This window comes from Serratia sp. D1N4, from assembly GCF_054552755.1.
In genome coordinates this window covers 3,525,220-3,549,221 of record NZ_CM137274.1, presented here as the reverse complement: position 1 = coordinate 3,549,221, position 24,002 = coordinate 3,525,220, and the positions used below count along the sequence as shown (strand labels likewise).

The following is a 24,002-nucleotide window of genomic DNA, read 5'->3' as shown; positions in this document are numbered from 1 at the left end:
GCGCGCCAAATCACATTCCCTATGATATGAAGAGCGAGCGCTGTGTTAAGCACTAACAACATCACTATGCAGTTTGGCAGTAAGCCGTTGTTTGAAAACATTTCCGTCAAGTTTGGCGGCGGTAACCGTTACGGTTTGATCGGAGCCAACGGCTGCGGTAAATCCACCTTTATGAAAATCCTCGGCGGCGATTTGGTGCCAAGCGCCGGTAACGTGTTCCTCGATCCGAACGAACGCCTGGGTAAATTGCGTCAGGATCAGTTCGCGTTCGAAGAGTTCAGCGTGCTGGATACCGTGATCATGGGCCATACCGAGCTGTGGGCGGTAAAAGAAGAGCGCGATCGCATTTACGCCTTGGCGGAAATGAGCGAAGAAGACGGCTATAAAGTGGCCGATCTGGAAGTCGCCTACGGTGAGATGGACGGTTACACCGCTGAAGCCCGTGCGGGTGAACTGCTGCTCGGCGTAGGTATTCCGGTAGAGCAACATTACGGCCCGATGAGCGAAATCGCCCCAGGTTTTAAGCTGCGTGTGCTGTTGGCGCAGGCGCTGTTCTCTAATCCAGAAATTCTGCTGCTCGACGAGCCTACCAACAACCTGGACATCGATACCATTCGCTGGCTGGAGCAGGTGCTGAACGAGCGTAACAGCACCATGATTATCATTTCGCACGACCGTCACTTCCTGAACATGGTGTGTACCCACATGGCGGATCTGGACTACGGCGAACTGCGTGTATACCCAGGCAACTACGACGAATATATGACGGCGGCCACTCAGGCGCGTGAGCGTTTGATGTCAGATAACGCCAAGAAGAAGGCACAGATTAACGAATTGCAGTCATTCGTTAGCCGCTTCAGCGCCAACGCCTCCAAATCCAAGCAGGCAACTTCCCGTGCCCGCCAGATCGACAAGATTCAGTTGGAAGAGGTGAAAGCTTCCAGCCGTCAGAACCCGTTTATCCGCTTCGAGCAGGATAAGAAACTGTTCCGTAACGCGCTGGAAGTGGAAGCGTTGAGCAAAGGTTTCGACAACGGCCCGCTGTTCAGCAAGCTTGACCTGATGATTGAAGTGGGTGAGAAGGTCGCGATCCTGGGCCCTAACGGCATCGGTAAATCCACCTTGCTGAAAACCCTGGTTGGGGACGTAGAGCCGGATAACGGCACCGTGAAATGGTCAGAAAACGCCAGGATCGGTTACTACGCGCAGGATCATGAATACGAGTTCGATGATACCTTGACCGTGTTCGACTGGATGAGCCAGTGGAAGCAGGAAAAAGACGACGAGCAGGCGGTACGCAGCGTGCTGGGCCGTTTACTGTTTAGCCAGGACGACATCAAGAAGCGCGTGAAAGTGCTGTCGGGTGGTGAGAAGGGCCGTATGCTCTTTGGTAAGTTGATGATGCAGCGCCCGAACATTCTGGTGATGGATGAACCAACCAACCACATGGATATGGAATCCATCGAGTCGCTGAATATGGCGCTGGAAATGTACGAAGGTACATTGATCTTTGTATCCCATGACCGCGAGTTTGTCAGTTCATTGGCCACCCGTATTCTGGAAATGACCCCGAACAAGGTGATCGACTTTACCGGCAACTACGAAGACTATCTGCGTAGCCAGGGTATCGCTTAAGCTTTTCCCTTCACCCTAACCCTCTCTACGGGTTGTCTCTTATACGTATCTCAGATTGCGGCCTAAAGGCCGTGATCTGAGAAATATAGCCATCTGATTTTAAAGGGAGTATTTTGTGTCAGCCCTAGACTGAGTACAAAATAATCCACTTATAAAACAAAATAATAAAGCGTTGTACATAAGGGGCAGCTCTATGGGAGAGGTGTCCACCAAATCTTTCCTTTCGCTGGGGATGAGAGTGATTCAAACTTGCAACGAGCGTTGAATACTTCTTTCTCCTGACATTACGATGCTCAATCCAGGAACTCACTTTTGTTCACGGGAGGATACTCAATGCCCCTATGATTATCTTTGCAAGAGCAAGGCATTTGTCCAAAAATCACACTATAGTCAATTAATTGTAGGTACAACTTAAGTTCACTCCATTCGTTAACCTTGGCATATGGACTCATTATGAAGTTCAACGAGGGGAAACGAAGAATATAGCCTACTGATTTTTCATTGATTACTAATGAGAACTACTTCATTTTCGAACGTAGCCAGCATCGGGCAGCATCTATAAATAAATTGGAGCTATTACCAATGAATACAATCTATAAAGTCATTTGGAATAACGCTTTGAATGTATGGGTTGTTGTGAGTGAATTGGCAAAAGGGAGATCAAAAAATAAGAGCAGCTATAGTTTAATCACCGATAGTGACTTTCCTATTGTTAATAAAGACAATCTCCCCCTAAACTTAAGAAAAAGTCTAATTGCTTTATTTCTAAGTGGCTTTGCTTTATTTAGCATCAGTTCAACCTACGCGCTTGAAACCACTGTCACAACCCAGGCACAGCTTTCTGCTGCATTATCCAGTGGGACTTATGACAAGATTATTTTGGGTGCTGACATTCCACTGACTCAGAACGTAGCCGTTAATATGACCAGTCGGGATGTGGTGATTGACGGTAACGGGCTTTATGGTTTGAGCGTTGCTAATACCACTTCGAATGGTTTGACTGTGTCTTCAGGGACGCGAACGTTGACACTGCAAAACATGTCCCAAATCAATTCAGCCAACTATTACACTATGGTTAGCGTAAACGGCTCCAGTACAGCCGTTAATGTGATTTATAACAACATTGATTTTCTTGGTGTTTCCCAGCTCGTTTTTATGGGAGGCAATGGTGATGCTACCAATAGCGTTATGACATTCGGCAATATCGGTAACGATGTGGTGGTTAACGATAGGAACCAGGAGATTGGTGAAGTCAATAAACTGGTATTTACCGGTAGATTTCACGTCACCCACTTGGGTACCGCTGTCTCTTTCCATAATACCGGCGCCACCGATAATACGGCAACCATGGATTTTCTCAATGGTGCTGACGTCAAGATTGATAGAACAGGTTCAACAGCCAACCTGACCGATACCGGTAGCAATGCTATCGATACTTTTGTCTACACCTTTGCTGATGGTTCTGCCTTCGAGTTAATCGCCAACCAGGATGTCCTCAGCGGAACCAATAACAATCGGGGTGTGCTCATCGGCAGTTATGATCCGGTAACAGGCTTTGGTTCAGGCGCAAGAATTATCCTGCAGGCACGCGCGACAGGTGGTGGGATCATTTCAGGTAATGCGATTGATAACCTAACTACTAACACCACGGGCATCAACAATGGCGCAGCAGGGACTGCCGATGTGATCTACAACCTGGCAACGGGATCGATTTTACAGGCCACCGGTGCAGGGATTTTAGCGACAAAAAACGCAGGTAATGCCAGTGGCATTTACATCCGTTCCGCTGGCACTATTGGGGCTGCAACAGGTATTTCTGCAACCCATAACGGTACCGGCGCCGTTAACATCGCTAATAATGGTACGATCAACAGTACGACAGCCGGCATTTCATTAAACTCTTCGGCAATTAAATCAATGACGGTTGATAACACCGGAGGGGAGATTAATGCTTCTGGAGGAACGGCTATTAACGTTCTCGGGAATGTCGGGTTAGATTTGACAGGCGGCACCATCAATACCAGTAATGCTGCCAACGGCATTACCATTGCGGCTGGCAATACCGATACCCATTCCGTTACTGACACCACCATAAATATTAATGGTAGCGGCAAGGCAATTTCCAAAAGTGATAATGCCGCCTTAACACTGAGTAATACCCAGATCAATCTGAGCGACGGTATTGGTTTTGATAACATTACCGGTGTCACCTTTGCGAGCAGCCCCAACGGCCGCAACACCATTAATGTTTCCGGGGTAGGTACAGCCATTTCAACTACCAATACGGCCCTGGATGGTTGGAGCCCTGAAGCCTTGGATCTCAATATTACAGGGGCAGGTAAAGGGATTAATGTTACGGGCGGTGGTGTCGATTTTGGTAGCGTCAATCTGCTGGTGAATGTCACCAACAGTGGCGGGACAGGCCTGGTTGTTAATGATGGCGTGACAAACAATACCACAACGATTGGCGCTAATGCCCAGATTGATGCCTCTGGCGCAACTGCCATCAGTTTTACCGGAGCCGCCGGGAAAACGCTGAACAATCAAGGGCAAATCAATGGTGCTGTCACTTTTGCCAATAATGCGGCCAATACTATCAACAATAATGGTACGCAGTCCGGAATGCTGACAACCGGTTCTGGTGATGATGTTTTAATGTTGGGTGCCACTTCCGTCAGTGAAGGCCTGATAGACTTAGGAGCAGGTAATAATAGTGTCACCATTGATAATGGCGCTTCTGTCGCATCCATTGTGACAGGCACCGGCGACGATACCTTTACCCTTAATAATCTGACGCTTGGCAATACTTACCTGGGTTCTCTTAATGCAGGAAGCGGTAATAACACGCTGAATTTCAATAATTCCACCGATGCGTTGGCTGCTGCGACACGTATCCAGAACTTCACCAACATCAATTTCAATACAGCGGACCTCACCTTGAGCGATGCCGCCAATATTTCAGGTGGTAACGTCAATCTTGATAGCAACAGCCGTTTAGCTTTTGGCCAGACATTCAATGGATTATTTGCTGGAACACTACAAGGAACCGGTAACGCAGAGGTTTTGGCGCAAGGCAATGTCACATTACAAAATGCCAGCACTTTTGCAGGCACATGGGATGTGGATCTGGGCGGGATGCTGACGGCCAATAATGCCAACCAGTTCGGTACCGCAGCGGTAGCGCTGGCTGGTACGCTAGACCTGAATACCATATCGCTGTTGGGTAATGCCTTAACGGGCACCGGTTTATTGAATATTGACAACGGTAATAATGCCTTCAACTTCGGTGCTGGAGTTGGCTCCGGGTTTACTGGCACGGTTGATCTCAAGAATGTTGCCTTCTCTCTTGCTGGTACTAATACCAGCACCTTAGCTGCTGCGACGTTAAAAACCTCTTCAGGAAGTACCACTACGGTAGGAGCTTCCAACCAAAACGTTGGCAATGTGGTCATGAATGGAGGGACAACCGAATTTGCCAGCGGCAGCCTGATAACAACAGATACGCTGGCCGTAACCAATACCAGTACGGTAAAAGTAGATGCTGCGGATATAACCTCAGGTAATTTACTCGATCAAGACAACGGTATTAATACCGATCTGGTGAAGAGCACCAATACATTATTAGCAGCAGATTTAGCACAACTGACGCTGCTGGACAGCGTGGGTAATAGTTTGGGGAACGGCACGACCAGCGATTATCTGCAAGGAGGCAATGTCGTTTCTAGAAATACCTACAACTATAACCTAAACAGTAATCTTGGCTTGAGTGTGGCGACACAGTTGACACAGGCTGATATCCAGTCCGGCCAAACGTTGACCTTGTCATCCGCAGGCGCAACAAATTCCATATTGACGGCTCAATTGACCGGTACGGGTAATCTGGCGATTGGTGCAGATAACACCCTCATGACGTTGAGCAATAGCTTGAACTCCTACACGGGTAGCACTGCGGTGACAGGTGGCACTTTGCTGCTGGGCAGCAACAATGCGTTGGGTGCCACCTCATTGCTGACGGTGGCGAGCGGCGCCACTTTCAATACCAATAACTTCAGCCAGACGGTGGGGGCGCTGACCAACCTGGGCACGGTGAGTCTCGATCCCGGCGTGTTGAGCAGTGGGGTGCTGACCAATACCGGGGTGCTCGATCTGGCGGGTGGGACGCTGAACCTGTCGTCAGGGGGCACCTCGACCGCCCCTGGCGGCCTGACCGGGGCTGGCACGCTGAACGTCAACGGCGGAGATCTGGCCCTGAGCGCGGCTAACGGTGGCCTGTCCGCCACCACCCATATCGCCTCGGGGGCGTCGGTGACGCTGGATGCCGCCAATGCACTGGGCACCAGCGCGGTGGACGTCGGCGGCCAGCTTAATCTGAACGCGGCAGATACCTTGGCCAACGTATTGAGCGGGGCCGGGACCATTAATACCGATGCAGCGGTGACCCTGAGCGGCAGCAACACCTTTAGCGGCACCCACGACATCAATGCGAACGGTGCCCTGACGGTCAGCACGACCAATAATCTGGGGACCTCGGCGGCCAGCGTCAATTTGACCGACGCCACCGCCCAACTGTTGCTCAATGGCCTCACCGGTACGCTGGCCAACACTTTGAGTGGGATAGCGGGCTCTACGGTTCAACTGAATAACAATTCATCCACCACTTTGAGCGGTGCAAACAGCGGCTTTGCTGGCCTGTTTGATCTGACGGGCAACAGCACTCTGACCGCATCGCAGAATATGCATCTGGGCAGTAGCAGCGTCAGTATCGGCAGTGGCAGTACCCTGACCTATGACACCTTTGCCGGCGGCGCCTTGACCGCGCTGAACAATGCATTGAGCGGGGCGGGCAACTGGGTACTGCGCAACAGCAATATCGATCTCTCGGGTAACAGCAATGCGGCGGGCTTTAGCGGATTGCTGGACATCAACACCGGCTCCTCGCTGACGCTAAACGGTGCCACGACGTTGGATGCGAACACCGTGCTGAACGTCAACGACGCCACCAGCACGCTGAACATTAACAACACCGGTGCCTTTGCCCTGAACAATGCCCTGACCGGGGCCGGGCAGGTCAATGTCGATACGGCCAATAACGCCTTCAGCTTCGGGGTCGGTGCGGGCACCGCCTTCACCGGTAACGTGACCCTGAACAATGCCACCTTCCTGCTGGCGGACACCAATGCCAGCGCCCTGGCGTTGGCCGGGCTGACCTTGGGGAATGGCAGCGTGACCACCGTCGGGGTCGCCGGAACGCCGGGCACCGAAACGCTGCGCGCCCTGACGCTCGACGGCGGTACGCTAAACTTTACCGGCGGTGCACCGCTCTCCAGCGCCGAGAGCACCATTACCGCTCAGACCCTGACCGCCAGCAGCGGGACCATCAACGTCGTGGGGGCGGGCTCCTGGGACAATACACCACCGGTGGTGCCCCCGAATCTGTCGATCCTGGAGCAGAACCGGGGTGCGACGGCGATGCAACTGATCAGCGCCACCACGGCCAGCGGGGCGGACAGCCTGACGCTGATGATTAACGGTGTAGAAGTGACGCCACAGGGGGTGGTCTCTGCCATCAACCAGAACGCACAGCATGTGGCGGATGCGACTTACCACTATTCGTTATCCAATACCAATGCGGCCAGCGCGAATGGCCTGTACCTGAACTACGACCTGAGTGCGATCAACCTGCTGCTGGACAACCCCGACGCGCTAATCATTGCTACCGATGCCAGCCCGGATTCCAACAAAAATCTGACCGCACAGCTGACCGGGGTGGGCGGCATCGTGCTGGATGCCACCAACGGGGCGTTGACCGTCACCAATAGCCAGAACAGCTACACCGGCAGCACCCAGGTGACCGGTGGCAATGTGCTGCTGGGGAGCAATAATGCTTTCGGTGCCACCTCATTGCTGACGGTGGCGAGCGGCGCCAGCTTCAATATCAATAACTTCAGCCAGACGGTGGGCGCCCTGACCAACCTGGGCACGGTGAGTCTCGATCCCGGCGTATTGAACAGCGGGCTGCTGACCAACAGCGGGGTGCTCGATCTGGCGGGCGGGACGCTGAACCTGTCGTCAGGGGGCACCTCGACCGCCCCTGGCGGCCTGACCGGGGCCGGCACGCTGAACGTGAACGGCGGAGATTTGGCCCTGAGCGCAGCCAACAGTGGCCTGTCAGCCACCACCCATATCCTGCTGGGGGCATCCGTCACCGCGAGTGCGGCCAATGCCTTGGGCACCAGCGCGGTGGAGGTCGGTGGCCAGCTTAATCTGAACGCGGCCGATACCCTGGCCAACGAATTGAGCGGGGCCGGGACCATTAATACCGATGCAGCGGTGACCCTGAGCGGCAGCAACACCTTTAGCGGCACCCACGACATCAATGCGAACGGTGCCCTGACGGTCAGCACGGCCAATAACCTGGGGACCTCGGTGGCCAGCGTCAATCTGACCGATGCCACCGCCCAACTGTTGCTCAATGGCCTCACCGGTACGCTGGCCAACACCCTGAGTGGGGTCGCGGGTGCCACGGTGCAGCTCGGCAATGCGTCCAACACCACCCTGACCGGCACCAACGGTGGATTTGCTGGCCTGTTTGACCTGATAGACAGCAGTACCCTGACCGTCTCACAGAGCGCCAATCTGGGCACCGGCGGCGTCAGTATCGGCAGCGGGAGTTCGTTGATTTTTGACACATATGCCGGAGGCGGCGCCTTGACCGCGCTAAACAATGCCCTGAGCGGGGCGGGCAACTGGGTGCTGCGCAACAGCAATATAAATCTCTCGGGCAACAGCAATGCGGCGGGTTTTAGCGGCCTGCTGGACATCAACACCGGCGCTTCGCTGACCTTAAACGGGACGACGGCGCTGAATGTGGACACCGTGCTGAACGTCAACGACGCCACCAGCACGCTGAACATTAACAACACCGGGGCCTTTGCCCTGAACAATGCCCTGACCGGGGCCGGGCAGGTCAATGTCGATACGGCCAATAACGCCTTCAGCTTCGGGGTCGGTGCGGGCACCGCCTTCACCGGCAATGTGACGCTGAACAATGCCACCTTCCTGCTGGCGGACACCAATGCCAGCGCCCTGGCGTTGGCCGGGCTGACCTTAGGGAATGGCAGCGTGACCACCGTGGGGGTTGCCGGAACGCCGGGTACCGAAACGCTGCGCGACCTGACGCTCAACGGCGGTACGCTGAACTTTACCGGCGGTGCGCCACTGTCCAGCGCCGAGAGCACTATCACCACCCAGACCCTGACCGCCAGCAGCGGGACCATCAACGTGGTGGGGGCGGGCTCCTGGAACAATACTCTGCCGGTGGTGCCACCGAATCTGTCGATCCTGGAGCAGAACCGGGGGGCAACGGCGATGCAGCTGATCAGCGCCACCACGGCCAGCGGGGCGGACAGCCTGACGCTGACGATTGACGGCGTGGCGGTGACGCCACAGGGGGTGGTCTCTGCCATCAACCAGAACGCACAGCATGTGGCGGATGCAACCTACAATTACGCCCTGTCTAACACCAACGCGGCCAGCGCCTTTGGTCTGTACCTGAACTATGGCCTGAGTGCGATCAACCTGCTGCTGGACAACCCTGATGCGTTGATTATTGCCACCGATGCCAGCCCGGACGCCAACAAAAATCTGACCGCACAACTGACCGGGGTGGGTGGCATCGTGTTTGATGCCACCAACGGGGCCTTGACCGTCACCAATAGCCAGAACAGCTACACCGGCAGCACCCAGGTGACCGGCGGTAACGTACTGCTGGGCAGCAATAATGCCTTGGGTGCCACCTCACTGCTGACGGTGGCGAGCGGCGCCAGCTTCAATATCAATAACTTCAGCCAGACGGTGGGGGCGCTGACCAACCTGGGCACGGTGAGTCTCGATCCCGGCGTGTTGAGCAGTGGACTGCTGACCAATACCGGGGTGCTCGATCTGGCGGGCGGTACGCTGAACCTGTCGTCAGGGGGCACCTCGAGCGGTGTTGGCGGCCTGAGCGGGGCTGGCACGCTGAACGTGAACGGCGGGGATTTGGCCTTGAGCGCGGCCAACGGTGGCCTGTCAGCCACCACCCATATTGCGTCCGGGGCATCCATCACCTCAAGCGCGGCCAATGCCCTGGGCACCAGCGCGGTGGACGTCGGCGGCCAGCTTAATCTGAACGCGGCAGATACCCTGGCCAACGTGCTGAGCGGGGCCGGGACCATTAATACCGATGCAGCGGTGACCCTGAGCGGCAGCAACACCTTTAGCGGCACCCACGCGATCGATGCGAACGGTGCCCTGACGGTCAGCACGGCCAATAATCTGGGGACCTCGGCGGCCCGCGTCGATTTGACCGACGCCACCGCCCAACTGTTGCTCAATGGCCTCACCGGTACGCTGGCCAACACCTTGAGTGGGATATCGGGCTCCACGGTGCAGCTCAATAGCGCCGCCGCCACCACCCTGACCGGCACTAACAGCGGCTTTGCTGGCCTGTTTGATCTGACGGGCAACAGTACTCTGACCGTCTCGCAGAGCGCCAACCTGGGCACCGGCAGCGTCAGCATTGGCAGCGGCAGCACCCTGAACTTTACTGCCTTTGAGGGCGGCGCGTTGACCGCGCTAAACAATGCATTGAGCGGGGCGGGCAACTGGGTGCTGCGCAACAGCAACATCAACCTTTCTGGTAGCAGCAATGCGGCGGGTTTTAGCGGATTGCTGGACATCAACACCGGCGCCTCTCTGACCTTAAACGGGACGACGGCGCTGAATGTGGACACCGTGCTGAACGTCAACGACGCCACCAGCACGCTGAACATCAGCAACACCGGGGCCTTTGCCCTGAACAATGCCCTGACCGGGGCCGGGCAGGTCAATGTCGATACGGCCAATAACGCCTTCAGCTTCGGGGTTGGTGCGGGCACCGCCTTCACCGGTAACGTGACGCTGAATAACACCAGCTTCTCGTTGGCCGATACCAATGCCAGCGCCCTGGCGTTGGCCGGGCTGACGCTGGGGAATGGCAGCGTGACCACCGTGGGGGTCGCCGGAACGCCGGGCACCGAAACGTTGCAGAGCTTGGTAATGAATGGCGGTACGCTGAACTTTACCGGCGGTGCGCCACTGTCTATTGCTGAGAGCACTATCACCACCCAGACCCTGACCGCCAGCAGCGGGACCATCAACGTGGTGGGCGCGGGCTCTTGGGATAATGTCCTACCGGTGGTGCCACCGAATCTGTCGATCCTGGATCAGAATCGGGGGGCGTCGGCGATGCAGTTGATCAGCGCCAATACGGCCAGCGGGGCCGGTAACCTGACGCTGATGATTAACGGTGTGGCGGTCGCGCCAGGCCAGGGCGTGGTGTCGGGGATCGATCAGAACGCGGTGCATGTGGCGGATGCGACCTATAGCTACCTATTGTCCAATACCAACAACCTGAACGCGACAGGTCTGTACCTGAACTATGGCTTGAGCATGCTCAATCTGCTCCAGGACAACCCCAATGCGCTGGTTATTGCCACCGATGCCAGCCCGGACGCCAACAAAAATCTGACGGCTCAGTTGACCGGGGTGGGCGGTATCGTGCTGGATGCCACCAACGGGGCGTTGACCGTCACCAATAGCCAGAACAGCTACACCGGCAGTACCCAGGTAACCGGTGGCAATGTGATACTGGGCAGTAACAATGCGTTGGGTGCCACCTCACAGCTGACCGTGGCCAGCGGCGCTGGCCTCAATAGCAACACCTTCAGCCAGACGGTGGGGGCGCTGACCAACCTGGGGACGGTCACGCTCAATACGGGCGTGCTGAGCAGCGGACTGCTGACCAACAGCGGGGTGCTCGATCTGGCGGGCGGTATTCTGAACCTGTCGTCAGGGGGCACCTCGAGCACGGTGGGCGGCCTGAGCGGGGCCGGCACGCTGAACGTCAACGGTGGGGATCTGGCCCTGAGCGCGGCCAACGGTGGCCTGTCGGCCACCACCCATATTGCCTCGGGGGCGTCGGTCACCGCGAGCGCCGCCAATGCCCTGGGCACCAGTGCGGTGGAGGTCGGCGGTCGGCTTAATCTGAACGCGGCAGATACCCTGGCCAATGTGCTGAGCGGCGCCGGGACAGTCAACACTGATGCGGCGGTGACCCTGAGCGGCAGCAACACCTTCAGCGGCACCCACGCTATCAATGCGGACGGTGCCCTGACGGTCAGCGCAGCCAATAATCTGGGCACGTCCGCAGCCCGCGTCGCGTTGACCGATGTGACCTCGCAACTGATATTCAGTGCGCTGAGTGGCGATGTGGCCAATACCCTGAGCGGGGTGGCTAATTCCACGGTCACCGTGAATAGCGGGGCCAATCTGTCCCTGTCCGGCAATAACGCTGGATTTGCAGGCCAGTTCGGCATTACCGGCAACAGTGCGCTGAGCGTCAGCCAGAATGCGAATCTCGGTTCAGGCGCAGTGGACATTGCCAGCGGCAGCCAGTTGGTCTTTAACGGGGTGACGGGCACGCTGAGCAACGCCATCAGCGGAACAGGGACTTGGGCCCTGTCGAACGGTAGCAACGTGCTGCTGAACAATGCCAATGCGTCTGCCTTCATCGGCACGGTCAGCATCAACGGCGGCTCAGTCCTGAACCTGGACAGCATTGACTGGTTCAACCCGGCCGCCACGGTGGATATCGTGAGCGCCAGCGACACCTTGAACATCAGCAACAACGGGGATTTCACCTTTGATAACCGCCTGTTGGGCGCGGGCGTATTGAATATCAATACCAACAATAACCTGTTCAGCTTTGGCAGCAACGTGGGCACCGGGTTTACCGGGCAGGTCAATCTGCAGAACACCCAGTTCCAGCTGTCGAACAATAACACCAGCAGTAACAGCAACACCGTGCTGAACCTGGAGGACAACAGCCGTACCTCGGTCGGTGATGGGGTACAGAATATCGGCGCGCTGGAAATGAACGGCGGCACGCTGATTTTCAATAACATCATTGATAACAGTGGGTTATTAACCTCTGGCGGTACCGTTGCGGCCACGAGCATCAATACCACCGGGGGCGGCACGGTGAGTGTCAACCTGCCGCCGAACGTCTCTCCGAGCCTGGAAGGGATCAGTACCTTGGCATTGGACACCGGGGCTATTGTGATCGACCTGGTGACAGGAGCCGCCACGGGCACCGGGCGTGAACTGACGCTGACGGACGGCAGCAATATGCCAATCATCCAGGACTATTTTGAGGGCATCACCAACCCGAACAGCAGCGTGGTGGCGGCGATGGGGACCTTCGGTTTTGGCCTGACCACTGGCGATCAGCGTGATGGGTTGTATGTGAACTACAGCCTGAAGAGCATGGACCTGCTGACCAGCGGCAGCGAGGCGCTGGAGCTGGTGGGGACGGCGAGCTTTAACGGCACGCCGGGTAACGAGCTCTTTGCGCAAATCACCGGCAGCGGGGATCTGGCGATCACCGAAGCCGACCCGGGTGCGATAGTGGTGCTCTCAGGGACCGACAACAATTACACCGGGGCCACGTGGGTCCATGCGGGGACCGTGCAACTGAATGCGGATTCAGCGTTAGGGCAGACGTCGGATCTGGTGATTGACCGCGGTGCGGCGGTGGACATCAACGGCCACACGCAAACCGTGGGGGCGCTGAACAGCGCTGCCGACAGCCTGCTGGATCTGGGCGGCGGTGTGCTGACGGTGAGCCACGGCGGCGTGGCCGACGGGGCGTTGGCGGGCGCGGGCAATCTGCTGCTGAGCAGCGGCACGCTGGCCGTCAATAACAACAACACCGGCTTCAGCGGCACCACCACCCTTAACAGCGGGGCGACGGCAGACGTCACGCAGGCGCAGGGGCTGGGGACCGGCGATATCGCGGTAGACGGCACGCTGCATCTGGATGGCAGCACGGGGGGACTGGCGACGGCGACCCTGGTCAACGCCTTGCAGGGCAGCGGCAATACCCTGCTGAGCGATGCGGCCAACGTCACCCTGAGCGGTAACAACAGCGCGTATGCGGGGACCTTCACCACCCAGACAGGCACCACCCTGACGGCGACCACCGGTGATAACTTTGGCGCAGCGTCGGTCCTCAATGCAGGCAGCCTGGTGCTCAACACGGCGGGCGACTGGGATCTGACCACGCCAATCAGCGGCAGTGGTAGCATTGTGAAACAGGGCAGCGGCACGGTGCACATCAACAACAGCCTGGTGAGCGCGGGTATGACGACGGTGCAGTCCGGGGCGTTGCTGGTGGGCACCCCACCGGTGAATGCGGCCGCGCCGCAGGCCTTTGCCCTGGCGTTGCCGACGGCGTTTGCTGCGGTCGGGAGCGCCACGCTGACCAGTGACGTGACGGTGCAGGCTAACGGCACCTTCGGCGGTGACGGCCAGGTTATCGGTAACCTGTCCAATGCCGGTAACCTGGTGGTGGGGCGTGCCGCCACCGGGGGCAACTACAGCGATTTCATCATCAACGGTAACTATGTGGGCAACGGCGGTAACGTCGCCTTGAACACCGTCCTGGCCGGGGATGACGCCGCCACCGATCGACTGGTGGTGACGGGGGATACCTCTGGCACCAGCACGGTCAGCGTCAGCAATATCGGCGGGGACGGGGCGAAAAACATCAACGGCATTCAGGTGATTAACGTCGGGGGCAACTCGGCGGGCACCTTTACCCTGAATGGCCGTGCCCAGGCCGGGGTGTTGGAATACTTCCTCTATCAGGGGACGCCGACGGACACGGCAGACGGCAACTGGTACCTGCGCTCCAATTATCAGGACAAGGTGGTGACCTATAACCCGGAATCGGGGGCCTTTATCGCCAACATCGCCGCCGCCAATACGCTGTTTAACACCCGGTTGGAGGATTTGCACGCCGGGGATGCGCGTGACACCGGCGACCTGAGTGGAACGGAGGCGCGCTCCAGCCTGTGGCTGCGTCAGGTGGGCTCGCGCAACAAGTTCGAAGATGCGTCGGGTCAACTGTCCAACTCCAGCAACCGCTATGTGGTGCAGTTGGGGGGCGAAGTGCTGGATACGCAGTTTACCGGGCAGGATCGTTTTGGGTTGGGGGTGATGGCCGGTTATGGCCGCGCGACCGGGACCACCGATTCGGGGGAAACCAGCTATAAATCCGATAACAGCCTGACGGGGTATACGGTCGGGGTGTACGGCACCTGGTATGCGAATGCCAGCGAACGCCACAGCCCGTATGTGCATGGCTGGTTGCAGTATGAATGGTTCAACGCTTCGGTCAGCAGCAGTGCCTACGACAGCGGAAACTACCATCTGCGCGGTGTGAGCACCTCGCTGGAAGGCGGCTATCCGATTGAAATCTATCACGGTGAGGAGAATCAAACCTATATCACGCCGCAGGCGCAGTTGACCCTGAACGGGGCGAAGATGAGCGACCTGCAAAACAACGGCTCTCTGGTGCAGCAGAGCGGCAATAACAATCTGCAGACCCGTCTGGGGGCCAAACTGTCGAACGACACGCTGATGGGGAAAGACCAGTCACGCATTCTGACCACCTATCTGGACCTGAACTGGATCCACAACAGCCGCCTGCCAGGGGTGAGTTCGGATGGTCTGGGAGTCCAGCAGACCGGCAGCCGCCATCTGGTTGAAGTGAAAGTGGGTGCGGAAGGCAAGCTGAATAACAACTTCAGCGTGTGGGGTAACCTGACCCAGCAGATAGGGCAAAAAGGGTATGATGACAAAGCGGCGATGCTGGGGGTGAAATACAGCTTCTAATGGTGGTCAGAGGTTGATAAAAGTTGGCTGCCCGTTTGGGCAGCCAACTTATACAATAAATGAGGGGGAAATCATCACGATTCCCCGCCACACACTTCACACTGCGGATCCTTTGGCAGTTTCATCTCGCGAAACTGCATGCTCATGGCGTCAAACATCAGCAATTTCCCCACCAGCGGTTGGCCATAATCGGTCAGCAGCTTGATCGCTTCCATTGCCTGTAGCGTACCGATAGTGCCCACTAAAGGCGCCATGACCCCAGCCTCCACACAGGTGAGCGCGTTCTCGCCAAACAGGCGGCTCAGGCAGCGGTAACAAGGCTCATCCGGTTGATAGGTAAACACGCTAAGCTGGCCTTCCATACGGATGGCGGCACCAGAAACCAGCGGCTTGCGCTGCGTATGGCACAGGCGGTTCAGCAGATCGCGGGTGGCGACGTTATCGGTGCAGTCCAGCACCACATCACAGGCGGCAATCTGCGCCTCATCCGGTTGACCATTGACGGTATCGACACGGATATGCGGATTGATCGCGTTTAGTTCACCGCGCGCCGAGTCCACTTTTGGCAGGCCGATACGGGCATCCCGGTGCAGGATCTGGCGCTGTAGATTGGAGAGCGAAACAGTGTCGAAATCAACCAATGTCAGATGGCCGACGCCAGCAGCAGCCAAATACGGCGCTGCGGCACAGCCTAATCCGCCGAGCCCGACGATCAGCACGTGGGCGGCTTTCAGCTTTTCCTGGCCATCGAAGTCAAAACCACGTAACACGATCTGGCGGTTATAGCGCAGTGCTTCGGCATCGGTTAATTCCGGCAGCATGTTCAGTTCCTCAGCAGGGCGTTGAAAGGTTCGACATCCACCATTTCCCCGGCAGCGACAAATCCGCGTTCGCGCTCCAGCACGATAAAGCAATTGCCCTGGCTGTAGGAACTGAATACGTGCGAGCCTTGATGGCCGGTGGTGCTCACTTCCAACTCACCATTAGCGTTGCTGGTGAAGATACCGCGTTGGAAATCGAGGCGGCCCGGTGATTTCTTCAGTGGCGTCAGCGCGCGGGCTTTCAGGCGCGCCGGTAAGCGCCATTCGCTATGCCCGGCCAGCTTGGCGAGCAGCGGTTGCACCAACTGATAGAAGGTTAGAGCAGCAGAAACCGGGTTGCCGGGCAGGCCACAGAACCAGGCGTGTTGCAGTTTGCCGAAGGCAAAAGGTTTACCGGGCTTGATCGCCAGTTTCCAGAAGCCGACTTGGCCGAGTTCATCCAGCATCTGCTTGGTGTAATCGGCTTCACCGACGGAAACGCCGCCGCTGCTGATCACTACGTCCGCTTGGCTATCTGCCTGATTGAACGCGGCGCGCAGTGCGTCTTGATCGTCGGGGATAATCCCCAGATCGATCACCGTGCAGCCGAGTTGTTCCAGCATCAGGCGCACCGCAAAGCGGTTGGTATCGTAGATCTGGCCGGCCTGCAGGGGTTGGCCGACGGGTTGCAGCTCGTCGCCGGTGGAGAACACCGCTACCTTCAGCTTGCGCATCACCTGCACGTTAGCCACGCCGAGCGAAGCCAGCAGCGGCAGTTGTGCGGCCCCCAGTTTTACCCCGGCGGGTAAGACACCCGCTCCCTGGCTGATATCTTCTCCCGCCAGCCGGATATTCTGCCCGCTGCGTACCGGCGCGTTGAAGCGCACACCGGCCTCGCTCACCTCTGCCTGTTCCTGCATGATCACCGCATCGGCCCCCGTTGGGATCGGCGCACCGGTCATGATGCGTATACAGGTATTGGCTGGCCACTCGCCGGTGAATGGCGTACCGGCAAAGGCTTTGCCCGCCACCGGTAACGGCGCGTTGGCGTTTAATTCGTTGGTGCGTACCGCGTAGCCGTCCATCGCCGAGTTGGCAAAAGGGGGCACATCGATAGGGGAAATCACTGCCGCCGCCGTAATTCGCCCGGCGGCGCTGGTGAGTGCAATGGATTCGGTCTCTTGTAATGGCGCAACCTGGGAAAGCATTGTCTCCAGTGCCTGCTCAAGGGTGATAAGGTCAGAAGTGTGGCAATGATCCATTAAGTAAACTCCGTAATCAGCGTGCGCGAGTTTTTCGGCAAAGTGCGGCTATTATGGCAGATAACGGCGGGTGGGAGAATGAGGCCATCCTGAGGACAACAACAGGAAACAACCATGCACAGACAAATACTGGATTTTTGGTTTACCGAGATTGACCCGGTGATGTGGTTTAAAAAAGATGATGACTTTGATCGTCTGTTACACAACCGCTTCGGCCAGGTTTGGCATGCGGCGGCACAGGGGGAATTGGCGCACTGGCGTGCTACGATCGAAGGGCGGTTGGCGGAGATTATCGTGCTCGATCAGTTCAGCCGTAATCTGTTCCGCAGCACACCGCGTGCTTTTTCCTGTGACGGTATGGCGCTGGTATTAGCACAGGAAGCGATCGCCAGCGGATTATGCGAGCAACTCAATATTGAGCAGCGCGGTTTTCTTTATTTGCCGTTTATGCATTCTGAATCAGCGCAGATTCATCAACAGGCGTTGGCGTTGTACAGCGAATTAAATCATCGCGATCAACTGGAATATGAATTACGTCATAAATCCATTATTGAACGTTTTGGTCGTTATCCACATCGTAATGCGATATTAGGCCGGGAGTCTACGCCAGAGGAGCGGGAATTTCTGCTGCAACCAGGATCGGGGTTCTGAATATTGTTGCCCGAGTCCAGTTGGCTGGGCGCAATGAAATTACCTTATAGCTGCTGAGATAACAGGCTGTTTTTATTCCATTAAGCTCTTTCAACGCACAAAATAATCTAAGCAGATGTCAGCCCAAGATACAGCGGATACTTTGCGCTTTACATCGCATGCTGGGCTAAATATAGTCGGGAAAGACAAAATAATAGTTATTCTCCTCAAATAGGGAGATCGGTTCCAGCGGATATCGGCAGATTGGGTTAACACAGGATGTCAGTTCAATGAGCAAACCAGTGATTGCCATTTATGGCGGAGTGACTCGTGCCATATTGAGTGCTGAAAAGGAACAACCTTATATTCAGGCGCGTTTTGCCATGGGCGCTGCATGACTAATTCTATCATCCTGCCACCGCAGCGCGTGCTGGCGGTGAGCGACCTGAGCGTACAATTCCGGCAACAGGGTGAAACCATTGCGGCGGTGCGCAATCTGGCCTTCCATGTGGATCGCGGCGAAACGCTGGCCATCGTTGGTGAATCCGGTTCAGGCAAATCGGTCACTTCGCTGGCGCTGATGCGTTTAATCGAACAGGGCGGCGGTGAACTGACCAGCGGTGTGATACAGTTCCGCCGCCGCAACGAGCAGGTGCTCGATCTGGCTCAGGCCAAGCAGAGCACCTTGCGCACCTTGCGCGGTGCCGATATGGCGATGATTTTTCAGGAGCCGATGACCTCGCTCAATCCGGTATTCCCGGTGGGTGAGCAGATTGCTGAATCCTTGCGCTTGCATCAGAAGATGGATCACCGCAGCGCCAAACGCGAAGCGCTGCGCATGCTGGATTTGGTGCGCATCCCTGAAGCAAAAAATGTGCTGGAGCGTTATCCGCACCAGCTTTCCGGCGGCATGCGCCAGCGGGTGATGATTGCCATGGCGCTGTCGTGCAAACCGGCGCTGCTGATCGCCGATGAACCCACCACCGCGCTGGATGTCACCATTCAGGCGCAAATCCTGCAATTGATCCGCGAGTTGCAGCAGGAAATGCGAATGGCGGTGATCTTCATTACCCACGATATGGGCGTCGTCGCCGAGATCGCCGATCGGGTGCTGGTGATGCATCGGGGCGCTAAGGTGGAAGAGGGTGAGGTTCGTGCGCTGTTTGCCGCGCCGCAACAGCCCTATACCCAAGCGCTGCTGGCAGCGGTGCCAAGGCTGGGTTCGATGAAGGATCAAGACCTGCCTGCCAAATTCCCCTTGCCCGGCAGCGCAGACAATGGCGCACCGCAGGATACTTTGCTGGCCGGAGCGGCACCGATCCTACGGGTCGAAAACCTGGTCACGCGTTTTGACTTGCGCAGCGGCATTCTCAACCGGGTGACGCGGCGCGTGCATGCGGTGGAAAATATCAGTTTCGATCTGTACCCCGGCGAAACGCTGGGGCTGGTGGGGGAATCCGGCTGTGGTAAATCTACCACCGGGCGTGCACTGCTAAAGCTGGTAGATAGCCAGCATGGCACCATTACCTTCGACGGCCAGCAGATCAATCAGCTTAAAGGCGCGGCGTTGCAGCACCTGCGGCGCGATATCCAGTTTATCTTTCAAGACCCTTATGCTTCGCTTGATCCGCGTTTAACCGTGGGTTTCTCGATCATGGAGCCGTTGCTGGTGCATAACGTGGCGCGCGGAGCTGAGGCAGAAAAGCGCGTAGCCTGGCTGCTGGAGCGCGTTGGGCTGCTGCCGGAGCATGCGCGGCGTTATCCGCACGAGTTTTCCGGCGGCCAGCGCCAGCGTATCTGTATTGCACGCGCGCTGGCGCTCAACCCGAAAGTGGTGGTGGCGGATGAATCCGTCTCTGCGTTGGATGTGTCGATACAGGCGCAGATCGTCAATCTGTTGCTCGATCTACAGCGTGAATTCGGCATTGCCTTCCTGTTTATTTCTCATGATATGGCGGTAGTGGAGCGTATCAGCCACCGCGTAGCCGTGATGTATCTTGGTCAAATTGTCGAGATTGGCCCGCGCCGCAGCGTATTTGAAAACCCGCAGCATGCGTATACCCGCAAGCTGATGGCCGCCGTGCCGGTTGCCGATCCGGCCCATGCTCATCAACGTCAGCCACTGTCGGTGGATGAAATACCCAGCCCGATCCACGCGTTGGGCGACGAACCCGTTACCGCACCTTTAGTGCAGGTTGGGCCGGGGCACTTTGTGGCCCACCATCCCATTGCCGGTGCCTTTTAGCCTTGCCTCAGGAGAGAAAACGATATGACCATGCAGAGATTCAAACGCAATGTTTTGGCCGCCGCTCTACTTGCTGTGGCCGCTGGCCCGGCCTGGGCTGCCAAAGATGCGGTGATTGCCGTAGCTTCTAATTTCACCACGCTCGATCCGTACGATGCCAACGACACCTTGTCACAGGCGGTGGCCAAATCCTTCTATCAGGGGCTGTTTGGCTTCGACAAAGACATGAAGCTGGTCAACGTTTTGGCGGATAGTTATGAGGTGAGCCCAGACGGCCTGACTTACACTATCAAGCTGCATCCGGGGGTGAAATTCCACGATGGCAGCGATTTCAACGCAGAAGCGGTGAAAATCAACCTGGATCGCGCCAGTAACCCGGAGAATCGCCTCAAACGCTATAATCTGTTCAGAATGATCGACAAAACAGAAGTAGTGGCACCAGATACCGTCAAAGTGGTGTTGAAAACCCCCTTCGCGGCGTTTATTAACAACCTGGCGCACCCCGCGGCGGTAATGATCTCGCCAGCGGCGCTGAAGCAGTATGGCAAGGAGATCGGTTTCCATCCGGTTGGTACCGGCCCTTATCAGTTTGAAACCTGGAACCAGACCGATTTTGTCAAAGTGAAGAAATTTGACGGTTACTGGAAAGCCGGGCTGCCGAAACTCGACACCATCACCTGGCGTCCGGTGATGGATAACAACACCCGTGCGGCGATGCTGCAAACCGGTGAAGCGACCTTTGCTTTCCCAATCCCGTATGAGCAGGCCAGCGTGCTGGAGAAAAACGCTAAGCTGGATCTGGTAGCGGCTCCGTCAATTCTGCAACGCTATATCAGCATGAACGTGACGCAAAAGCCGTTCGACAACCCGAAAGTGCGTCAGGCGCTGAACTATGCCATCAACAAAGACGCGCTGATCAAAGTGGCATTTTCAGGCTATGCCGTACCGGCCGAAGGCCCGGTGCCACCGGCGATCGACTTTGCTACCCGCTATCAACCCTGGCCCTACGATCCGGCCAAAGCGCGTGAACTGCTGAAAGAAGCCGGTTACCCGAACGGTTTTAGCACCACCTTATGGTCTTCCCACAACCACAGCACCGCGCAGAAAGTGCTGCAGTTTGCCCAACAACAGTTGGCGCAGGTTGGGGTGAAAGTGACGGTCACGGCAATGGATGCAGGCCAGCGTGCGGCGCAGGTGGAAAGCGTGGGCGTGAAGGAGACCGGCGTGCGGATGTTCTATACCGGCTGGTCGGCATCGACCGGTGAAGCCGATTGGGCGCTGTCGCCGCTGTTCACTACCCAAGCTGCACCGCCGAAGCAGTTCAATACCGCGTTCTACAGCAACCCGCAGGTGGATGAGGATTTGGCGGCGGCGCTGGCAACCACCGATCGCACCAAACGGCAGGCGCTATACCAACAGGTGCAGGACCGTATCTGGGCCGATGCCCCGTGGATCTTCCTGATCACGGAACGCCTGCTCTCGGCAAATAACAAGCAGTTGAGCGGTTTCTATGTGATGCCGGATACGTCATTCAACTTTGACAACGCAGACCTGAAATAAGGCACCCAGCCCAATCTCTTCCGTTGGAAGGGGTTGGGCTGAGGCGGATACGCATGCTTAATTACTTTCTCAAGCGCCTGCTGGGGCTGATCCCGACGCTGCTGATTGTGGCGGTGCTGGTGTTCCTGTTTGTCCATCTGCTGCCGGGCGATCCGGCGCGGCTGGTGGCCGGGCAAGACGCCGACGAAGCGGTGGTGCAACTGGTACGCCAGGATCTGGGGCTGGATAAACCGCTGCCGCAGCAGTTTGTACGTTTCTTCGTCAACATTCTGCAGGGCGATTTCGGCACCTCGATGGTGTCCAAGCGCCCTGTCAGTGAAGAGATCGCCTCACGTTTTATGCCCACGTTCTGGTTGACCTTAACCAGCATGGTGTGGGCGGTGATATTTGGAATGACGATCGGCATGACTTCCGCCGTATGGCGCAATCGCTGGCCGGATCGGCTGGGAATGATGCTGGCGGTTTCAGGCATCTCTTTCCCGGCCTTTGCGCTGGGTATGCTGCTGATGCAGGTGTTCTCGGTCAGCCTGGGTTGGTTGCCCACGGTGGGGGCCGACAGCTGGCGGCACTATATTCTGCCCTCGGTCACGCTGGGCGCGGCGGTGGCCGCCGTGATGGCCCGTTTTACCCGCGCCTCGTTTGTGGAGGTGATGCAGGAAGACTATATGCGTACCGCAAGGGCCAAAGGCGTGCGCGAGTCGCTGGTGATCGTCAAACACGGGTTGCGCAACGCGATGATCCCAGTAGTCACCATGATGGGGTTGCAGTTTGGCTTTCTGCTGGGTGGCTCGATCGTAGTAGAAAAGGTATTCAACTGGCCGGGGTTAGGGCGCTTGCTGGTGGATTCGGTAGAAATGCGTGATTACCCAGTGATCCAGGCAGAAGTGCTGCTGTTTTCCCTGGAGTTTATTCTGATTAATTTGTTGGTGGATATGCTGTATGCGGCGATCAACCCTTCCATTCGCTACCAATAGGCGGCCGCATGATTAAGCATTGGCGGCGTAATGCCGCACTGAAAACCATGCCGCAGGTGAATCCTAATGCGGTGCGTACGCCTTGGCATGAATTCTGGCGGCGTTTCCGGCGGCAGCATATTGCGTTACTGGCCGGGCTGTTTGTGCTGTTGCTGGTGGCTGCCGCGTTGCTGGCCCCGTATCTGGTGCCCTATGATGCGGAAAACTACTTCGATTACGATCGGCTGAATGACGGCCCTTCATTGGTGCACTGGTTGGGCGTCGACTCTCTCGGGCGCGATATTTTCAGCCGAATTCTAATGGGCACGCGTATCTCTCTGGCTGCCGGGGTATTTTCGGTTTTGGTGGGCGGGGCGATCGGCACGCTGCTCGGGCTGCTGGCCGGATATTATGAAGGCTGGTGGGATCGCATCGTGATGCGTATCAGCGATGTGTTGTTTGCCTTCCCCGGTATTTTGCTGGCAATTGGCGTGGTGGCGATCATGGGCAGCGGAATGGCTAACGTGATTGTCGCCGTGGCGATTTTCAGCATTCCGGCGTTTGCCCGCCTGGTGCGTGGCAACACTTTGGTACTGAAACACCTGACCTACATCGAATCGGCGCGCAGCATCGGCGCTTCTGACTGGACCATTATCATGCGGCATATTCTGCCGGGCACCATTTCATCGATCGTGGTCTATTTCACCATGCGTATTGGCACCTCGATTATCACCGCGGCTAGCCTGTCGTTTCTTGGCCTGGGCGCACAGCCGCCAACGCCGGAATGGGGCGCAATGCTTAATGAAGCCAGAGCCGATATGGTGATTGCGCCGCATGTGGCGATCTTCCCCTGCCTGGCGATTTTCCTCACCGTGCTGGCGTTCAACCTGTTGGGTGATGGGTTGCGCGATGCGTTGGATCCGAAGCTGAAAGGTTAGGCTACGTGACCTGAATGACGTCAGCAATGCTCATATATCCTTCATACTTCAAGTTGCTTGAATGTTAGCTTGGTTACTCGCCCTTTGGGGCCGCTGCAAGCAGCGTTCAAATCGGTCTCTGACCGATTTGTCACTCAGTGGCCACCTGCAAACAACTCGAATTTCTTAGAGTATAAGTGAGTTTCAGGCGCAAAAAGCGACTGATGACCAAGTGTTTTTTTAAC

Annotated in this window: 9 protein-coding genes and 1 pseudogene; 8 read left to right on the top strand and 2 right to left on the bottom strand. The window is 56.8% G+C overall.

What is annotated here, in order from left to right; genetic code table 11:
- The first annotated feature begins 42 nt into the window (after positions 1-42).
- The 3 genes and pseudogenes from ACX1CU_RS15770 to ACX1CU_RS15760 all read left to right on the top strand — a co-directional run bounded on the left by ACX1CU_RS15770 (position 43) and on the right by ACX1CU_RS15760 (position 15,390).
- Positions 43-1,635 (top strand): ABC-F family ATPase, encoded by a 1,593-nt coding sequence (locus tag ACX1CU_RS15770; protein WP_459399214.1) that lies wholly within the window; start codon positions 43-45, stop codon positions 1,633-1,635.
- Positions 1,636-2,217: 582 nt separating this feature from the next.
- A pseudogene (locus tag ACX1CU_RS15765) lies at positions 2,218-2,301 on the top strand (ESPR domain-containing protein); the annotation flags it as partial.
- 255 nt (positions 2,302-2,556) lie between these two features.
- Complete coding sequence (locus ACX1CU_RS15760) at positions 2,557-15,390, top strand: autotransporter outer membrane beta-barrel domain-containing protein (RefSeq protein WP_459402833.1); 12,834 nt, start codon at positions 2,557-2,559, stop codon at positions 15,388-15,390.
- A gap of 74 nt (positions 15,391-15,464) precedes the next feature.
- On the opposite strand, the gene moeB is transcribed toward ACX1CU_RS15760, so the two are convergent.
- Complete coding sequence (moeB, locus tag ACX1CU_RS15755) at positions 15,465-16,211, bottom strand: molybdopterin-synthase adenylyltransferase MoeB (RefSeq protein WP_459399213.1); 747 nt, start codon at positions 16,209-16,211, stop codon at positions 15,465-15,467.
- A 2-nt stretch (positions 16,212-16,213) separates the two neighbouring features.
- On the bottom strand, positions 16,214-17,452 hold the full coding sequence (gene moeA / locus ACX1CU_RS15750) for a molybdopterin molybdotransferase MoeA (protein WP_459399212.1): 1,239 nt from the start codon (positions 17,450-17,452) through the stop codon (positions 16,214-16,216).
- A 114-nt stretch (positions 17,453-17,566) separates the two neighbouring features.
- On the opposite strand from moeA, the gene ACX1CU_RS15745 reads away from it, so the two are divergent.
- The 5 genes from ACX1CU_RS15745 to gsiD all read left to right on the top strand — a co-directional run bounded on the left by ACX1CU_RS15745 (position 17,567) and on the right by gsiD (position 23,778).
- Positions 17,567-18,103 carry a DUF924 family protein gene (locus ACX1CU_RS15745; RefSeq protein ID WP_459399211.1) on the top strand — a complete coding sequence of 179 codons (537 nt, stop codon included), beginning with the start codon at positions 17,567-17,569 and terminating at the stop codon, positions 18,101-18,103.
- Between the two features lie 373 nt (positions 18,104-18,476).
- Positions 18,477-20,327 carry a dipeptide ABC transporter ATP-binding protein gene (locus ACX1CU_RS15740; RefSeq protein WP_459399210.1) on the top strand — a complete coding sequence of 617 codons (1,851 nt, stop codon included), beginning with the start codon at positions 18,477-18,479 and terminating at the stop codon, positions 20,325-20,327.
- A gap of 30 nt (positions 20,328-20,357) precedes the next feature.
- Positions 20,358-21,887 (top strand): glutathione ABC transporter substrate-binding protein GsiB, encoded by a 1,530-nt coding sequence (gene gsiB / locus ACX1CU_RS15735; RefSeq protein ID WP_459402832.1) that lies wholly within the window; start codon positions 20,358-20,360, stop codon positions 21,885-21,887.
- Positions 21,888-21,940: 53 nt separating this feature from the next.
- Positions 21,941-22,861 (top strand): glutathione ABC transporter permease GsiC, encoded by a 921-nt coding sequence (gsiC, locus tag ACX1CU_RS15730; RefSeq protein ID WP_459399209.1) that lies wholly within the window; start codon positions 21,941-21,943, stop codon positions 22,859-22,861.
- Positions 22,862-22,869: 8 nt separating this feature from the next.
- A complete protein-coding gene (gsiD, locus tag ACX1CU_RS15725) occupies positions 22,870-23,778 on the top strand; it encodes a glutathione ABC transporter permease GsiD (protein WP_459399208.1) in 909 nt (302 codons plus the stop codon).
- Positions 23,779-24,002 lie beyond the last annotated feature (224 nt).

Coding starts and splice junctions, on each gene's coding strand:
- ACX1CU_RS15760 (WP_459402833.1), top strand. CDS start 2,557: ATGACCAGTCGGGATGTGGTGATTGACGGTAACGGGCTTTATGGTTTG.
- moeB (WP_459399213.1), bottom strand. CDS start 16,211: ATGCTGCCGGAATTAACCGATGCCGAAGCACTGCGCTATAACCGCCAG.
- moeA (WP_459399212.1), bottom strand. CDS start 17,452: ATGGATCATTGCCACACTTCTGACCTTATCACCCTTGAGCAGGCACTG.
- ACX1CU_RS15745 (WP_459399211.1), top strand. CDS start 17,567: ATGCACAGACAAATACTGGATTTTTGGTTTACCGAGATTGACCCGGTG.
- ACX1CU_RS15740 (WP_459399210.1), top strand. CDS start 18,477: ATGACTAATTCTATCATCCTGCCACCGCAGCGCGTGCTGGCGGTGAGC.
- gsiB (WP_459402832.1), top strand. CDS start 20,358: ATGCAGAGATTCAAACGCAATGTTTTGGCCGCCGCTCTACTTGCTGTG.
- gsiC (WP_459399209.1), top strand. CDS start 21,941: ATGCTTAATTACTTTCTCAAGCGCCTGCTGGGGCTGATCCCGACGCTG.
- gsiD (WP_459399208.1), top strand. CDS start 22,870: ATGATTAAGCATTGGCGGCGTAATGCCGCACTGAAAACCATGCCGCAG.